The organism is Mesorhizobium sp. WSM4887 (assembly GCF_029625865.1).
Classification (GTDB): domain Bacteria; phylum Pseudomonadota; class Alphaproteobacteria; order Rhizobiales; family Rhizobiaceae; genus Mesorhizobium.
The window spans coordinates 389,290-404,969 of sequence record NZ_JARTVP010000004.1; the positions used below are offsets into that span (position 1 = coordinate 389,290).

The 15,680-nt window shown below is 64.9% G+C and carries 14 protein-coding genes; 7 read left to right on the forward strand and 7 right to left on the reverse strand.

The genetic code is table 11. The annotated features are described in order from the left end of the window. Window positions 1-151: 151 nt before the first annotated feature. On the reverse strand, window positions 152-877 hold the full coding sequence (locus tag P9230_RS18795; protein WP_278120379.1) for a hypothetical protein: 726 nt from the start codon (window positions 875-877) through the stop codon (window positions 152-154). A 529-nt stretch (window positions 878-1,406) separates the two neighbouring features. Here P9230_RS18795 and P9230_RS18800 point away from each other — a divergent pair. Continuing rightward, complete coding sequence (locus P9230_RS18800; protein ID WP_156752689.1) at window positions 1,407-1,550, forward strand: hypothetical protein; 144 nt, start codon at window positions 1,407-1,409, stop codon at window positions 1,548-1,550. 30 nt (window positions 1,551-1,580) lie between these two features. On the opposite strand, the gene P9230_RS18805 is transcribed toward P9230_RS18800, so the two are convergent. From P9230_RS18805 to P9230_RS18815, 3 genes are all read right to left on the reverse strand, one after another. After that, window positions 1,581-2,555: a nucleoside hydrolase gene (locus P9230_RS18805; protein WP_278120381.1), complete on the reverse strand. Its 975-nt coding sequence runs from the start codon at window positions 2,553-2,555 to the stop codon at window positions 1,581-1,583. Window positions 2,556-2,691: 136 nt separating this feature from the next. Then, window positions 2,692-4,806, reverse strand: coding sequence for an ATP-binding cassette domain-containing protein (locus P9230_RS18810; RefSeq protein ID WP_278120383.1), 2,115 nt, complete (start codon window positions 4,804-4,806; stop codon window positions 2,692-2,694). An 82-nt stretch (window positions 4,807-4,888) separates the two neighbouring features. Continuing rightward, the gene (locus P9230_RS18815; RefSeq protein WP_189407202.1) at window positions 4,889-5,488 is read right to left on the reverse strand and encodes a LysE family transporter; all 600 of its coding nucleotides are present in this window, start codon (window positions 5,486-5,488) and stop codon (window positions 4,889-4,891) included. Between the two features lie 503 nt (window positions 5,489-5,991). Between P9230_RS18815 and cyoA the strand changes: the two genes are divergently transcribed. From cyoA to cyoD, 4 genes are read left to right on the forward strand one after another with little or no spacing between them, the layout of a single operon-like run. Next, window positions 5,992-6,951: a ubiquinol oxidase subunit II gene (cyoA, locus tag P9230_RS18820; RefSeq protein WP_082953921.1), complete on the forward strand. Its 960-nt coding sequence runs from the start codon at window positions 5,992-5,994 to the stop codon at window positions 6,949-6,951. Between the two features lie 2 nt (window positions 6,952-6,953). Continuing rightward, window positions 6,954-8,957 carry a cytochrome o ubiquinol oxidase subunit I gene (gene cyoB, locus P9230_RS18825; RefSeq protein WP_170950379.1) on the forward strand — a complete coding sequence of 668 codons (2,004 nt, stop codon included), beginning with the start codon at window positions 6,954-6,956 and terminating at the stop codon, window positions 8,955-8,957. Then, complete coding sequence (locus P9230_RS18830; RefSeq protein WP_278120386.1) at window positions 8,954-9,673, forward strand: cytochrome (ubi)quinol oxidase subunit III; 720 nt, start codon at window positions 8,954-8,956, stop codon at window positions 9,671-9,673. The genes cyoB and P9230_RS18830 overlap by 4 nt, the downstream gene beginning before the upstream one ends. After that, window positions 9,670-10,080: a cytochrome o ubiquinol oxidase subunit IV gene (gene cyoD, locus P9230_RS18835; protein ID WP_066997081.1), complete on the forward strand. Its 411-nt coding sequence runs from the start codon at window positions 9,670-9,672 to the stop codon at window positions 10,078-10,080. The genes P9230_RS18830 and cyoD overlap by 4 nt, the downstream gene beginning before the upstream one ends. A 136-nt stretch (window positions 10,081-10,216) precedes the next feature. On the opposite strand, the gene P9230_RS18840 is transcribed toward cyoD, so the two are convergent. Beyond that, window positions 10,217-11,374, reverse strand: coding sequence for a sulfite oxidase (locus P9230_RS18840; protein ID WP_278120388.1), 1,158 nt, complete (start codon window positions 11,372-11,374; stop codon window positions 10,217-10,219). Between the two features lie 485 nt (window positions 11,375-11,859). Between P9230_RS18840 and P9230_RS18845 the strand changes: the two genes are divergently transcribed. Then, on the forward strand, window positions 11,860-12,918 hold the full coding sequence (locus P9230_RS18845; protein WP_278120390.1) for an aminopeptidase: 1,059 nt from the start codon (window positions 11,860-11,862) through the stop codon (window positions 12,916-12,918). A gap of 178 nt (window positions 12,919-13,096) precedes the next feature. Here the strand turns inward: P9230_RS18845 and P9230_RS18850 are convergent, their stop codons facing one another. Continuing rightward, window positions 13,097-13,327 carry a hypothetical protein gene (locus P9230_RS18850; protein ID WP_278120503.1) on the reverse strand — a complete coding sequence of 77 codons (231 nt, stop codon included), beginning with the start codon at window positions 13,325-13,327 and terminating at the stop codon, window positions 13,097-13,099. Window positions 13,328-13,515: 188 nt separating this feature from the next. Next, a complete protein-coding gene (locus tag P9230_RS18855; RefSeq protein ID WP_278120392.1) occupies window positions 13,516-14,742 on the reverse strand; it encodes an anion transporter in 1,227 nt (408 codons plus the stop codon). Window positions 14,743-15,341: 599 nt separating this feature from the next. Between P9230_RS18855 and P9230_RS18860 the strand changes: the two genes are divergently transcribed. Further along, window positions 15,342-15,632 carry a hypothetical protein gene (locus tag P9230_RS18860; protein ID WP_067325244.1) on the forward strand — a complete coding sequence of 97 codons (291 nt, stop codon included), beginning with the start codon at window positions 15,342-15,344 and terminating at the stop codon, window positions 15,630-15,632. Window positions 15,633-15,680: the final 48 nt, after the last annotated feature.

The window sequence follows — 15,680 nt, forward strand, 5'->3', positions numbered from 1 at the left end:
GGTCGGCAGGGTTATCGGATATGGCGCTCCCCCGCTCAGTCTCGGCTGCGCCGAGCCACCTCTCCCGTCCACCTTGTGGGGGCGAGGAATTGCCAAACCGCCGAGGTTGCAACCGGCAGGAAGGATGGCAACGGCCGTTGTGCCTTTGCCTCTAAATCACCGCGGTGACCGCGCCCTTCGCATTTAGGCGACAGCCGACTTTCGCCTGCCTCACTTCGATGCCGCCTCGCCTGTCATAGTCTATGCGCACCTCGATCGGCGCGTTGAGCCCGCTTCGGCGTTGACGCAAGGGGCCGGCGCTGACCGTGTAAACACGCACGGCGCCGAGGGGCTTGGCGGCCGCCGCGATCGCGGCGCGACAGGCGCGCACTACGGCGGCCGGCGTGCCCGGTATCGTCTTCGGAGGTGACAGCGGCGGGATGCGATAGCCTTTGGTGACCCGCCGGAGGTCGCCGCCGGCGGATCTGGAGGGCTTCAGCACTGGAGGCAGCACAATGGTCTGCGTCGCGCTTTTGGCCAAAGCAGGGGCTGTCGGCACCGCGGCCGGGTTCTGCGCAGAGGCAGCCGATCCGCTGACGGCGGAAGGATCGTCGCCCGCGGCGGCGGCGCCCACGCTTGTCGACTCGCCTGTGCTGGTGCTGCCCAGATTGCCGCCGGCATTGACGCCGAGCGATCCGCCGCCGGTCGATGCGCCGACGTTTGCGCCGCCGACACCGTCGGCACTGGCGCCCACGCCCGCCGACACGCCTTGCGAACCGGCGCCCAATCCGGCGCCCACGCCGATGCCGCCGACCTTGCCGCCGACGCCGACGTCAAGCGCCGAGGCAGGCCCGATCGGGATGGCGATCGCCAGCGCGGCTGCTAGGTATTTTTTCATGGCCAGACCTTTGTTCCAAGGCCAACCTTGTGTGGCTCCTCATCGAGCGTCCGCTCGACAGCGGTCTGCGAAGCCTTCGTCGCGCGAATGCGCCGAGCGATGGCTACTTCTCGCCCTGCCAGGCATCGGCCTCGGTGGTGACCGGCGCGGCTGGAGGCCGCTCGAAAGACGAATGATAGAAAAGCGGTCTCGGCAACGCCAAGCACTGAAAAAGGCTTAGGACTTCTCCTTTCAACTTAGCTGTCGACAGCAGGGCAAGTTTGAGCTCGCTTACGCGCTGCTAGCGGGTAACTTTCAAATTAGTTTCAACTAAAATGCAATAGAACAAGGACACCACCGTGCCAGCGCCGGTTGCTGATGCCGACCGCCGGGCTCTCGTCGAAATGGCCGTCTCGGCTTCGCCGGGCCAATTCTCCCCCACTTCCTGGCGTGCGCGGGCCTGGAGGCTTGAGAGTCGCCCAGGGCGGCAAGGCGCCCGCGCTACCGGCTCGAAGCCGCAACGCTCGTCGCGCTGGCCGACAAGGATGCGGTGCTGGTCGGCCAGGCCGACCTGTTGCGATCGATGGTCGAGGGTGCGGCCGGCGATGCGATCCTGGCCAACAAGCGCGAGATCGAGACCGGCATCGCCGCCATCAGCGCCACATTGCGCGACAGGCAATCGTTCCTGCTGTGAGGGCCGGCTAGGCCTTGCCCCTGGAGCGCCTCACGCCTTTTGACTGGTGAGGCGCTCGAGCGCATCGACAATCAGGTCGCAGAATTTCGAATGGTCGAGCTTCATCGCCACGGTATGGCGGAAATCGACCTGCTCGCTCGCCGTGCCGCCGAAATGGCGCATGCCGCCCAGCTTCTCGAAATTGCAGACCGTCATGCCCTTGGTCCACCGTCCGGCAAGCTCGACGCGGATATCGGCCTTCTCGGTGGTCAAGACGCCTGCATCGATCATCGCCGCCACGCAGCAGGCGTCATGGACGGCGGGATGGGCTATCTGCAGCAGGCCGCCATGCGTGGTCGCGATGAACTCCCAGATATCGAGAATGAATTTGGCGATCGGGCCGCCGACAGCGCGCACCCTGTCCTGCAGGTCGGGGGTGGCCAAGGCCTGGTGCGTGAGGTCGAGCCCCACCATGGTGACGTCCCAAGCGGCGCGGAACACCACGTCTGCGGCCTCCGGGTCGGCATAGACGTTGAACTCGGCCGCGGGCGTGATGTTGCCGCGCGTGAAACTTCCGCCCATCGCGACGACCCGCTTCACCCGCTCGACGATGCGCGGCTCCTTGCGCACGGCCAGAGCGATGTTGGTGTAGGGCCCGACCGGCACCAGCGTGACGGTTTTCGGCTCATGCGCCATGACCGTCTCGATGATGAAGTCGACGGCATGGCGCTTGTCGAGCTCGAACGAGGCGGGCGGCAGCTCCGGGCCATCGAGCCCGGTCTCGCCGTGGATCTCGACGGCCAGCACCTGGTCGATGATCAGCGGGCCGGGAGAGCCTTTCGCCACCGGCACCTTTATGCCGTAGGCCGTGCATACGGAGAGCGCATTGCGCGTGGTGTTCTCGACATTGTGGTTGCCCGAAACCGTGGTGATGCCGAGAAGGTCGATGTCCGGGTTGCCGGCCGCAAGCAGGATGGCGATGGCATCGTCGTGCCCCGGATCGCAGTCGAGGATGATCTTTTCCATGGGGGTCGCCTCTCCCTGGCCTGCGGCGATTACAGACCTGGGACTCTGGTGACGTCAAGGTTGCCATCCGGCCGAAGCGCGACCCCTGCGGTCCGATCACCATCTCGGACGTTCTTGCCTGCCCTTGATGCCGCCCTCAGCGCGCCGGCCCTCCTCTCGCCCCGCTCCCCCACAGCGCCCGCGCGAACACGTTGCGCTTGCCCCTGCGCGGCGCCAGCTCCACATCGCTGACCAGCTTCGCGCCGCCTTCGCGCCGCTCCAGCGTGATCTTGCGGCTGTGGAAAGCTTCCAGCTCGGCGCGGTGGGCGACGCTGATGACGGTGACCTTCGGCAATGCCTGGATCACCGTCTGCATCATCTTTTCCTGGCTCTTCTCGTCGAGCGCCGAGGTCGCCTCGTCCAGCACGACGATGTCTGGCTCGTGCAGCAGCAGGCGCGCGAAGGCGAGGCGCTGCTTTTCGCCGCCGGAGAGTGTCTGGTCCCACGGCGCCTCTTCCTCGATCCTGTCCCGCAGGTAGCCGAGGCCGACCTTGTCGAGGGCGGCGTCGATCTCGTCCACCGTCCAGTTGTCGGCGGCGGCCGGATAGGCGACCGCGCGCCGCAGCGTGCCGGTCGGGATGTAGGGGCGTTGCGGCAACATGAACAGCCGCTTGCCGGCATGGAAATTGACGCTGCCGCCGCCCCAGGGCCACAGGCCCGCGACAGCCCGCACCAGCGTCGACTTGCCGGTGCCGGATTCGCCGGCGACCAGCACCCGCTCGCCCGGGTTGATCTCGACCTTCGTCTCCTTGACCACGCCGGTGCCGTCGTTGAGGGTGACGGAGAGATCGTCCAGGCTGAGCATGGCGCCGTTTTGCGTCTCGCCGCGCCGGATGCGCCCAAAGGACTCGCTCTCTTCGGCGCGCTCCAGCCCGTCGAGCGACATCATCAGCGAAGCGACGCGGCGCGCCGAGGCGTTCCAATCGGCCAGGCGCGGATAATTGTCGACCAGCCAGCCGAACGCGCCTTGCACGATGGCAAAGGCGGAGGCCGCCTGCATGACCTGGCCGAGCGACATCGAGCCTTCGAGGAATTTCGGCGCGCAGAGCAGCACCGGCACCACCGGCGCGAACAGCATCGACCCTTGCGAGACAATCGCGGTGCGCATGTGCTGTCCGGTCAGCAGCGCCCATTGCCTCAGCACATGGCCGAAATTCCTGTCGATTCCGCTGCGCTCCTCCGCCTCTCCGCCGAGCAGCGCGATGCTCTCGCCGTTTTCGCGCACGCGTGTCAGCGTGTAGCGGAATTCGGCTTCCGCCTGGTTCTTGCGCTCCGAAAGCTGCACGAAATGGCGGCCGATGACCACCATCGAGGTCGAGGTGATGGCGGCGTAGATGACCGCGGTGACGACGAGGAAGCCGGGGATGGTGATGCTCTCGCGGCCGAGCGGCAAGGTGAGCGCGCCGCCGATGGTCCACAGCACGACGATGAAGGTCGAGGCCGCCAGGAAGGCGTTGAGAACGCCGGAGATGAAATCGACGGGGGACTCGGTGGCGATGCGCAGATCTTCGGTGAGACGGGCTTCGGGGTTCGAGTGGTCGCCGGCGACGAGGTTGAGCTGATAGTAGCGGCCGCTGGCCAGCCAGCGCGCGATGACAGATGTGGTGAGCCAGGAGCGCCAGCGGCGCTGGATCGTCATACGCAGGTAGACCTGAACGACGACGAGGCTGGCGCTTCCGGCAACCAGCGGCACGAAGACGGCGCTCAGCATATAGACGGTGTGGACATTGCGCTGCTCGATGGCGTCGAAGAAGGCGCGGTTCCAGACATTGATGCCATACTGGAAGCCGACATTGACGCAGATCAGCACCAGCAGCCCAATCGTAAACGGCCATGCGAGCTTGTCGCCATTCCGGCCCCAGTAGCCGCGCCCGCTGATCCAGAACCGCCTAAACAGGTACTTCCTGCGCGCCTGCTCGGCCTCCTCGGGCGTCAGCTTCGGACCGGGCTCGACGGATTCCGGCGGCGGCGGCGCCGGTTCGCCGACGGCCTCCGGCGTCGCTTCGGCCGGCTCCTCGTGCTCGGGCGATTGCTTCGGTTGCGACTTCTCTTCGCGGGGTCTTTCCGGATGCAAGCTTTCCGGCGGCGACTTTTCCGGCCGCGTCTTGCCCGGGGGTGCCTTCGCTGCGCCCGTCTTTGCGGGGCGCGACTTCCCGGCACCGCGCGGCTGGGCGCCGTCGGCCGATCTTGGCTTGAGCTTTGCTTCAGACATCAGCCGACAACGGCTCAAAAATCAGAAGGTTTCACGATCTCGGCGAGAGATGTTGCCTGCCCGCTCGGGCCTCGACCTCACCTCACCCGGCAAAACCCCGCCGCGCGGCGGCCATGCCTTCCCACATCAGCTTGATCCCGAGCGCGCCGACCACGGCGCCGGCGGCGCGGTCGATCCAGTGCTTGGTGCCGAGATAGGCCGCGCGCGGCCGGCTGGAGGAAAAGGCGAAGGCGACGACCGCGTACCAGACGAATTCGTTGAGGAAGAGCAGCGGCGGCAGGACCAAGAGCATCCAGAGCGGCGGCGAGGCCGGCAGCATGGCCGCGAACATCGAGGCGTAGAAGATCGCCGTCTTCGGATTGGCGAGCTGGACCAGAAGCGCGCGACGCAGCGCCCGCCAGAACGAGCCGGCGCGCGCCGAGGCATCGTTCGCGATCTCGATCGGCTGATTGGCGCCGCGCCAGATCTTGATGCCGATCCACAACAGATAGGCGCCGCCGGCAATGCGCAGGAAAATGTCCAGCCAAGCGATCTGGACGAGCAGCGCGGTCAGGCCCGCGACCGCGATGATGGCGAAGATGAAGCCGCCGATGCCCATGCCGATCGCCGCCGCCAGGCCATCCGTACGCTCGCCGGCCACCGCGATGCGCGAGACGACGACGAAGCTCGGCCCCGGGCTCATCGCCCCCAGCAGGAAAACGCCAAGGATGGAAAGGATGGTTGCAATCTCGGACAAGGCTTCCTCCGCAGGTCGGCTGCAATTCCCTGCGCAGTACAATGCACGCGCCGCACGCCTTGTCACCATCCTGGCGGGCGATCGGCGAGCGCGAGCATGCCGAGACGGCGTCTGGTCAGGCTGGAGCCGCGCCCTATGTCTTCCGCGGCCCGTCCAGCCATCGGGCAAAACACCGCCTTTGCGGAACAGGCGGCAACTGCTTGGGTTGGCAGCCGTGTTCAGCAGTCGTACGGTATATGGCGGAAGTGCCTCTGCACACGGGGAGACTTCAGATGAAAGCTGCCGCAGAACGCGACCCTCGCAGGCGCGAGCTTTTGAAGGATCACGGCCCAGCCGGACTGGCCGCGAAGTCTGTTTCCGGCCGTGCCGCGGCCCAGCGGCGCCGACGACGCGCCGCCCACAGTCAAGACGTCCCGCCGATCCGTTCGCGCCAAGCATGATCCGTTCCAGTGCTTTCCTTCCCTAGACCGAGGCGAGGCCGCTCGCCGCTCTGGATAGGCCTGATCGCAACGCTCTCCGGCTGCGCGGGCGGGGTGCTCGACCCGCAGGGCCCGATCGGCGCGGGCAACCGCACGATCCTGCTCAACTCGCTGGCGGTCATGCTGGTCATCGTCATTCCGACGCTGGTGGCGCTGCTTTTGTTTGCCTGGATGTTCCGCGCCTCCAACCGCAACGCCCGCTACGAGCCGGAATTCACCTATTCGGGCCGCATCGAGCTGATCGTCTGGTCGATCCCGACGCTCACCATCCTCTTCCTCGGCGGTCTGATCTATTACGGATCCTACCATCTCGACCCGCGCCGGCCGATCGCCTCCAGCCAGCCGCCGCTCGACATCCAGGTGGTGGCGCTCGACTGGAAATGGCTGTTCCTCTACCCCGACCAGGGCGTCGGAACGGTCAACCAGCTGGTCATCCCGGCCGGCGTTCCCGTTCGTTTCAAGCTGACCTCGGCCAGCGTGATGAACACCTTCTTCGTGCCGCAGCTCGGCAGCATGATCTATGTCATGAACGGCATGCAGACCGAGCTCAACCTGCAGGCCGACCGCGAGGGCGACTATCTCGGCCTGTCGGCGCATTTCAGCGGCGATGGCTTCTCCGACATGAATTTCCGCGTGCGCGCGGTCCCGCCCGACGAGTTTGCGCGCTGGGCCTCTTCGCTGCATGGCGCCGGCGGCGTGCTCAACGCCCGCGCCTATGGCGAGCTTGCCAGGCAGAGCATCAACGTGCCGCCGGCCTCGTTCGGCGTCGTGCAGGACGGCCTGTTCGACGCGATCGTGCGCCAGACGCTGCCGCCCGGTCCGGGTCCCGCCGAAACCGCCGCCGGCGAGCCGCAGGTAAGCCCCAAGGCCCAGCCCAAGGCCGGGACGCCGGCGCCTGCCCAACAGCCGCAGCCGAAAGCGGGAGGATGACGATGCTCGGCAAGCTCGACTGGTCTGCCATTCCCTTCGATCAGCCCATCCCGCTGGGCGCCGCGCTCGTCGTCTTCCTGGCGGCCGCCGCGGTGCTGATCTGGGTCACGGTGAAAGGATACTGGCCCTATCTCTGGGACGAATGGATAACTTCGGTCGACCACAAGCGCATCGGCGTCATGTATATCGTTCTGGCGGCGCTGATGCTGCTGCGCGGCTTCGTCGATGCGGTGATGATGCGCACGCAGCAGGTGCTCGCCATCCACGGGCCAGGCTACCTGCCGCCCGAGCATTACGACCAGGTCTTTTCGGCCCACGGCACGATCATGATCTTCTTCGCCGCGATGCCCTTCGTCATCGGGCTGATGAACTTCGTCGTGCCGCTGCAGCTCGGCATCCGCGACGTCGCCTTTCCGACGCTGAATTCGGTGAGTTTCTGGCTGACGGCGACCGGCGCGCTCCTGGTCAACATCTCGCTCGTCGTCGGCGAGTTCGCCCGCACCGGCTGGCTGCCCTATGCGCCGCTGTCGGAGACGACCTACTCGCCGGGCGTCGGCGTCGACTATTATCTCTGGTCGATCCAGATCTCCGGCGTCGGCACGCTGCTCACCGGCGTCAACCTGGCGACCACCATCCTCAAGATGCGCGCGCCGGGCATGGGCTATCTGCGCATGCCGATGTTCTGCTGGACATCGCTCGCCTCCAACCTGCTGATCGTCGCGGCCTTCCCGATCCTCACCGCCACGCTCGCCATGCTGACGCTCGACCGCTACCTCGGCTTCCATTTCTTCACCAACGAAGCCGGCGGCAACCAAATGATGTTCATGAACCTGATCTGGGCGTGGGGCCATCCGGAGGTCTACATCCTGGTGCTGCCCGCCTTCGGCATCTATTCCGAGATCTTCTCGACCTTCTCATCGAAGCCGCTGTTCGGCTACCGGTCGATGGTCGCGGCGACGCTGTTCATCTGCATCGTCTCCTTCATGGTCTGGCTGCACCACTTCTTCACCATGGGCGCCGGGGCCGACGTCAATGCCGCCTTCGGCATAGCCACCTCGGTCATCGCCGTCGGCACCGGGGTCAAGATCTACAACTGGCTCTTCACCATGTATGGCGGGCGCGTGCGCTTCGACACGCCGATGCTGTGGGCGCTGGGCTTCGTCACCACCTTCATCATCGGCGGCATGACCGGCGTGCTGCTCGCCGTTCCGCCGGCCGACTTCATGCTGCACAATTCGCTCTTCCTGGTGGCGCATTTTCACAATGTGATCATCTCGGGCGTGCTGTTCGCCGCCTTCGCCGGCTTCACCTACTGGTTCCCGAAAGCCTTCGGCTTCCGGCTGCACGAGGGCTGGGGCAAGGCCGCGTTCTGGTTCACCCTTGCCGGCTACGTGCTGGTCTTCGTGCCGCTCTATATCGTCGGCCTGCTCGGCATGACCCGCCGTCTCCAGCATATCGACATGGACCTGTGGACGCCGTGGCTGGTCGTGGCGGCCTTCGGCATTGCGGTGATGATCGTCGGCGCCGCCTGCCAGGTCGCGCAGCTCGTCGTCTCGATCAGGCATCGCGACGAATTGCGCGACGAAACGGGCGACCCTTGGGACGGCCGCTCGCTGGAATGGTCGACATCCTCCCCGCCGCCCTTCTTCAACTACGCGCGGCTGCCGCATGTCGAGAACGAGGAACCCTACTGGACCATCAAGCAGCGGGCGATGGAGGAGCAAAGGCCCGGCGAGGACGAAAGCTATGAGCCGATCGAAATGCCGCGCAACAGCCCGACCGGCTTCGTCACCGCCTTCTTCAGCACGCTGATCGGCTTCGCCCTGATCTGGCACATCTGGTGGCTGGCGATCGTCGGCTTCATCGGCGCCTATATCACTTTCGTCGTCTTCGCCTGGCGAGAGCACGGCGACTACGAGGTCTCCGCGGAGGAAGTCGAGCGCATCGACCGCGACGGCAGGGCCGCACAGCTTGCCTGGCTGCGCAGACGGGAGCGCGTGGCATGAGCGACATAGCGGCCGGCAGCGCGGCGCGCGATCCCTACCGGGTTGGACGGTCCGGCGGGCATGGCCATGGGGGACACGGTCATGGGGGTCACGGCCATGCGGGACACGGCCATGGCCTGCTCTCGGCGACCGGCCACGGCCAGGGCGGCCCGGCCTCGAAGTTCGTCACGGTGGCCTACGGCTTCTGGATCTTCCTCCTGTCCGACATCATCATGTTCTCGGCTTTCTTCGCCGCTTATGCGGTCCTGTCGACGGCGACCGCCGGCGGGCCATCCGGCAAGGAGCTGTTCGAGCTGCCGCGCGTTGCGGCGCAAACGGGGCTTCTGCTCACATCGAGCTTCACCGGGGGGCTGGCGACGCTCGCGACGCAGCGCCGGTCGATGGCCGCCACCCAGTTCTGGCTTCTGGTCACCGGCCTGCTCGGCGCTGCCTTCCTGTTCCTGGAGGTGCAGGAATTCGCGGTGATGGCGAGCGAGCAGGCAGGCCCTTCGCGCAGCGCCTTCCTGTCAGCCTTCTTCGCCCTTGTCGGCTGCCACGGTACCCATGTCGGGCTCGGCCTGCTCTGGCTCGGGACCATGATGGCGCAGCTCTGGGTGAAGGGCTTCCGGCCGGAAATACTGCGCCGGCTCCACTGCTTCGGCCTGTTCTGGCACGCGCTCGACATTATCTGGGTCGCCATCTTCACCCTGGTCTATCTCTTGGGAGCGTCGCCATGAGCGACATCGACAGCCGGACCGACGAGGAACTCGACCGCCGCGATTCGGCGCCGGGCGAGGAGCGCATCACCGAGCACGAACTGGCGGGAGGGCTGTCGGGCTACCTGCTCGGCTTCGGCCTCGCGATCCTGCTGACCATCGCCTCTTTCCTCGCCGCGCAGACCGGCTTGATCTACCAGCCGGCGGTGATCTCGGCCCTGGTGGTGCTGGCGATCGCGCAGATGGGCGTGCATCTGGTCTTCTTCCTGCACCTGACCACCGGGCCTGACAACACCAACAACGTGCTCGCGCTCGCCTTCGGCGTGCTGATCGTCGCGCTGGTCGTGATCGGCTCGGTCTGGATCATGGCCCATCTCAACCTGAACATGCCTCCGATGAGCGCCCATCAGGCCAGGATGATGCCATAAGGCGGCTCAACCCGCCGGCAGAGGCGTTCTCCCGCGTGGGTCGCCACCGTCACAGCCGGCCCGATCGACGTCATGACCCCATGCCAAAAGCATGGGGTCACATCGATGTGAGAGGGTTTTATAGACTTCCCGCCGGTCAGTGAATGCCGATGCGTCGCGTCACCTGACCGTTGCTTTCCCAGTAGGTATGCTTCTTGGCGATGACGGGATCGTCCATTGCCGGTTGGACCTGCCCTCCAGTGCTAACGGCGCGCGAGGTGACTGTGTGCTCCCCGGCGGTGGGCTTGGGCCAGTCGACGGACCATATCTTCCAAGCGAAGTCCGCCTTTTCGGTTTCCTCGATGGTCGCCGGCATCCATGGGCCGTCATCGATCTTCACCTCGACCCGCTCGATCGGCGCGCCCCAGGCCGCTCCGACGATCCGGTAATCATTGCCGATATGAGTGACCCGGGCCGGCGCAGACTTCAGACGCGCCCGCCCGACAGAGGTTTCCATCCATACCGTCTCTCCGTTGTGCTCCTCCTCGCGCAGCGTGACATAATCGCGTCCCATGAACTGGTTCACGAAGCGTTGGTCCCTCACTTCGATACGCTTGAGCCATTTCACGTTCGCGATCCCGTACCAGCCCGGCGCAATCAGCCGCAGCGGGAACCCGTTATCGGCAGGCAAGGCAGTGCCGTTCATCTCGTAGCAGAGGATGTTTTTGGGGTCCAAGGCGTCGGCGAGCGACATGCTGCGCGCAAAGTTCTGCGTGAACTTGACGTCGTCGGCTCGCTTGATTTCACCTTTATCGGTGCCCCAGAAGACAACCTCGATGCCACTGTCGAGGACGCCGACCTCCATAAGGATCGGGGCGAGCGGCGTGCCCGCCCAGCGAGCATTGCCAATCCCGCCATTGAAGAACGGGAGGCCAGTATTGCCCGAACATTCGACCGTGAACGTGACTTCCTGGCGCGTTCGAGCCTTGATGTCGGCGAGCGTCAGGGCAGTCGGCTTTTTGATGGACCCGCCAATTTCGAGCTTCCACGTGCTTTCGTCGATGACCGGCCGGTCGAAATGCGCGATTGAGAAGAACTTGTCGTTGGGCGTCACCCAGGAATCGAGATCCTCCCACACCAACTGATTTTTGATGACTTGCGGAACCGGATTCGGCGGCAGCTGATCGAGCCACTTGATGACTTCCTCGCCGGCCCGGGTTGGAAAAGCATAGGCAATCCGCGATTGAAAGGACGCCAGCGCCACGAGGGTTGCCCCTCCTCGAACCATGAATTCACGTCTGGGAAGGTAATGCATGATCACTTCTCCTCCAGTGAAAAGCTCAGTTCTCCTTCAGTGAGTAAATGCGAATAGCGACCGCGATCGCGCAAAGCAGAAGCCGGACGCGGCGGGCAATGATGAGAGCGCGTGGAACATCCCCCGAGTTGGAAGTGCGCCCTAGTTGAAGCGACGTCTCCCGCTCTCAATGCGCCGGCGTGTCAGGTCCGAGCCGGCGGTCTTCAACTATACGCCCTATCTGTCGTCGTGGCGAGGCCAAGGGCTGGCATCTTCGCATCAGGACTCGATACCTGCATCGTGCTCCAAGCTTGAATGCCGCCGACGATTGATGCGTTGCATCTCGTGAGCGGCATGGACCTGGTCAGCACCGATGTCAGACTTTGGCAGGATCGGCAACCGTGACGTCCCACCAGGTCTTGACGAAGATCTGCGGGCCTGTTTGAGACTCGGGGTCAAATGGGGACACTTGCTTCACGGGGAGATGAACAGGCGGTGGGCAGGCTGTGAGGCGCGTTTTTCGATTGCTTGCCGCGGCGATCCTGGCGGCCGGCGTGGCCGGGTGCACCAGCATTTCCTACTACGCGCAGTCGCTGGAGGGCCATGTTGAGATCATGGCGGCGCGCAAGAATGTCGGCAAGCTGATCCGCGATCCCGCAACGCCGGAGGCATTGCGCGTCAAGCTGACGTCGGCGAGCGCCATACGCCGCTTTGCCACGGATGAACTGGCGCTGCCCGAAAACAGCAGCTACCGCAGCTATGTCGACATCGGCCGGGACGCTGTGACCTTGGCGGTTTTTGCCGCGCCGCAATTCTCGCTCACGCCCGTAACATGGTGCTTTCCGGTCTTCGGCTGCGTTCCGTACCGGGGTTACTTTTCCCGGAAATCGGCGGCAGAGAGCGCTGCCGAACTGCAGCGGCAGGGGCTGGACGTCTACGTCTCGGGCGTCACCGCATATTCCACGCTCGGATGGTTCAGCGATCCGCTGCTCAGCACCATGCTGCGCCAGGACGACACCTATCTCGCAAGCCTGATCTTCCATGAACTGGCGCATCAGAAAATCTATGTGAACGGCGACTCCGCGTTCAACGAGGCTTTCGCGGTTTCGGTCGAAACCACCGGCGTCAGGAAATGGCTCCGCGCCACCGGCAATCGCGCGGGATTGCGCCGCTACGAAGCCAATCGCAAGCGCAGCGCCGATTTTCTCGGACTGATAGCGAAAACCCGGGACGAGTTGCGGCAAGTCTATGGAAGTCCGCGTAGTCCACAGCAGATGGCCGCTGCCAAAGCAGCCGCGATCGACAGGCTGCGGATGCGCTACCGGCGCATGCGCGATACGCGCTGGGCCGGATACCGGGGCTATGACGCCTGGTTCGATAGCCCGATCAACAACGCAAAGCTCGCCGCGACTGCCGTCTATGGCGAACAGGTTCCGGCGTTGCTTCGCCTGTTCGACTTGTGCTCCGGCGACTATCCAAGGTTCTACGCCGCCGTTCGAAGGATCGGGAATTTGCCCAGACCTTCGCGCGCGCAGACCCTGAAGACCGTGGCGGCGTGCGATTGACCTGGACAGGCAGGGCCGGCCGCGCGTACCCGACATGAGCGAAGCCAACTCGGGCAGCCGATCACATAGGGCGCGCCATATGCGATTGCCCTTAGGCAGCCGCGCGGTGCCGCGTCGCCCCAAAAAGGCCTCTTGCGGAGCCTCGTCGCAACAGCGGCGCCCGGTCGGCGCGCGGCCCCTAGCTCGAAAACGTCACGGTCACGCCGCGCTGGCGGAAATATGCCTGCATCAGCTTGCGGCCCGCGCGGTTGTTGTGCGCCAGCTTGGCCGGCTCGAACACCGCCTGGTTCAGCCCTTCCCGCGCCATCGCCGCCTTGAGTGTCGCGATATGCGCATCGATGTCGGCGTTGTCCGCGCGGATCGAGGCATAGATGCTTTCGGTCGCTTCGGCCACGGTCGGTTCGCTCACTTTGTGTCGTCCTTCGGTTGATTGCGCGGCGGCATAACCGGGCCTGAAAACAAAAACAAGGCTCCATGGGGCCTTGTCGCACTCACCTCTCAGCAGAACCCTGCCTATTCTCCCCGCCAGCTGCTTGGCGTTTTCCGGCGTGATCGCCCACGCCGACGCGATCGCCCCCACGTAAAGGCGTCCAACGGCTAGGAAGTGAGCGCCAGCCACGCCGTGCCGAAGGCCAGCGTCAACAAGGTCAGCGGCAAACCAACCTTGAAGAAAGCTGCGAAAGACAGCTCCTTGCCCGCCGCCCTCGCCTGCTCAGCGACGATGAGGTTGGCGACCGAGCCGAGCAGCGTGAAATTGCCGGCGAGCGTCGAGCTCATCGCCACGACCAGCCACACGCGGTGGGGGTTTTCGAGGCCCGGGATGAACGGCCTCAACGCCAGCACCGCCGGCACATTGCTCATGACGTTGGAAAGCACCGCGGTGAAGCCGGAGAGCCGCCAAACATCGTCGAGACCCATATTCTTCGCCGCGGCGATCATGTCGGGGGTGAGCAGCGTGCGCTCCGCGCCCGCCACGACCACGAACAGTCCGGCGAACATGAAGAGCAGCGGGCCGTCGATCTCGCGGTAGATGCGGTGCGGCTTGATCGCGCGGGTGACGAGCAGGAAAGCGCCGGCAATGAGCGCCGCCTTGGCGACGGGCACGCCAGCGAAGAAGGCGAACGCCAGCACCACGCAGACGATGGTCGCCTTCAGCACCTGTCCCGGCAGCATGCGGCCGCGATAGACCTCGGGGCTGAGCTCGGCGGGGCGAGAGAATTCGCCGCGGTAGACGATGCGGACAATGACGATGACGGCGACAAGGCCGAACAGCGCCACCGGCGCGAGCGCCGCCGTGAAGGCCGGATAGGAAATGCCCGAGAGCGCGCCGATGACCATGTTCTGCGGGTTGCCGGTGATGGTGGCGACGCTGCCGCAGTTGGAGGCCGTGCAGGTGGCGATCAGGTAGGGAACCGGGTTGCGCCGGATGACGCGGGTGACGTGGACGACGATCGGCGCCATCACCAGGCAGATCGCGTCATTGACCAGAAAGGCCGAAAGCACTCCGGTCAGAAGCGTCACCATGACGAGCAGCATGAAGGGCGCGTGCGCATGCTCAATAGCGAAGCCGCCGAGCGCCCGGAACGCGCCCGACACTTTCAGATGCGCGACCACGATCATCATGCCGAGCAAAAGCGTGATCGTGTCGAAATTGATGGCGCGGTAGGCATCCTCCATGCCGATCGCGCCGATCGCGATCATGGCGGCGCCACCGAGCAGCGCGATGCCGGCGCGATCCAGCCTGAAGCCCGGAATACGGCCGACGGCAACGCCGGCATAAGTGGCTACCAGGATGAAAAGCGCTCCCGCACCGGTCCATGTCATTGCAGGAAATCCCGTTGCCTGCCCGCGCCCGACGGAATCTGCTCGGGCGCCCTTTGCCGGACGAGCTTTAGCAACGGCAGCGCAAAGGGAAAGGGTCGAGGGATGAAACTTTCGTCATCCGCCCGGGGCTTTTATATCTCGGATGGCTAATGTAATGTCTTGAGAAAAACAGGACCGACAATCCAGTCGTTGGGGACTAAATGGATGAACGCGGTCGTTGAAGCGGAGCATCGCGTCTCGCCAAACGAGAATCTGATGCCCTCGGCGGAATGCCGGCGCTGCCATGGCGCCAGGAAAATTTTCATTTGCGACCGCTGGGTCGCCTCCAACGGCCATTGCTGCCCGGAAGGAACGCACCGGCTGAGCTGTCCGGGACACAGTGTGATCTGCCTGGAATGCGGCGGATCGGGAGGCCAGAATGCCTGACCGGGTTCTTACCGACGTCGCGCTGACGGTCGCTTCGTCGTCCGTCCGACCGCGACAAGGCCGGTTGCGCAGACATCCTCATCGGCGTCGTTTTGCTGTTCAAAAGCCTTGCGGTGTTCCGGCGGCGAGCCATATTCGTACCGCAAAAGCGATCACTGAAAGCTGGCGCCTCCATGAAAAACCTGACGACCGCCCTTGTAGCCGGCACGATATTATGGACTGCGGGCGCCGCCGATGCGCGGCCCGACACACGCGCCATGACTTGTGGCGAGACGCAGGCGCTGATCCAGCGCCGGCATGCCGCGGTGCTGACCACCGGGCCCAACACTTATGATCGTTTCGTGCGCCAATTCGGCAATGAGTGCGACTGGCCGGAAGTCCCGATGTCGGTCGCGGTTCCGACCCGTGACGGTCCATGCCGCGTCTACCGCTGCGAGGAACCGGTCTTCGACTTTCCCGGTTGAGCGACGTTCCGACCGCGCTGTGGAACAGTTGAGGCAGCATGCGAATTG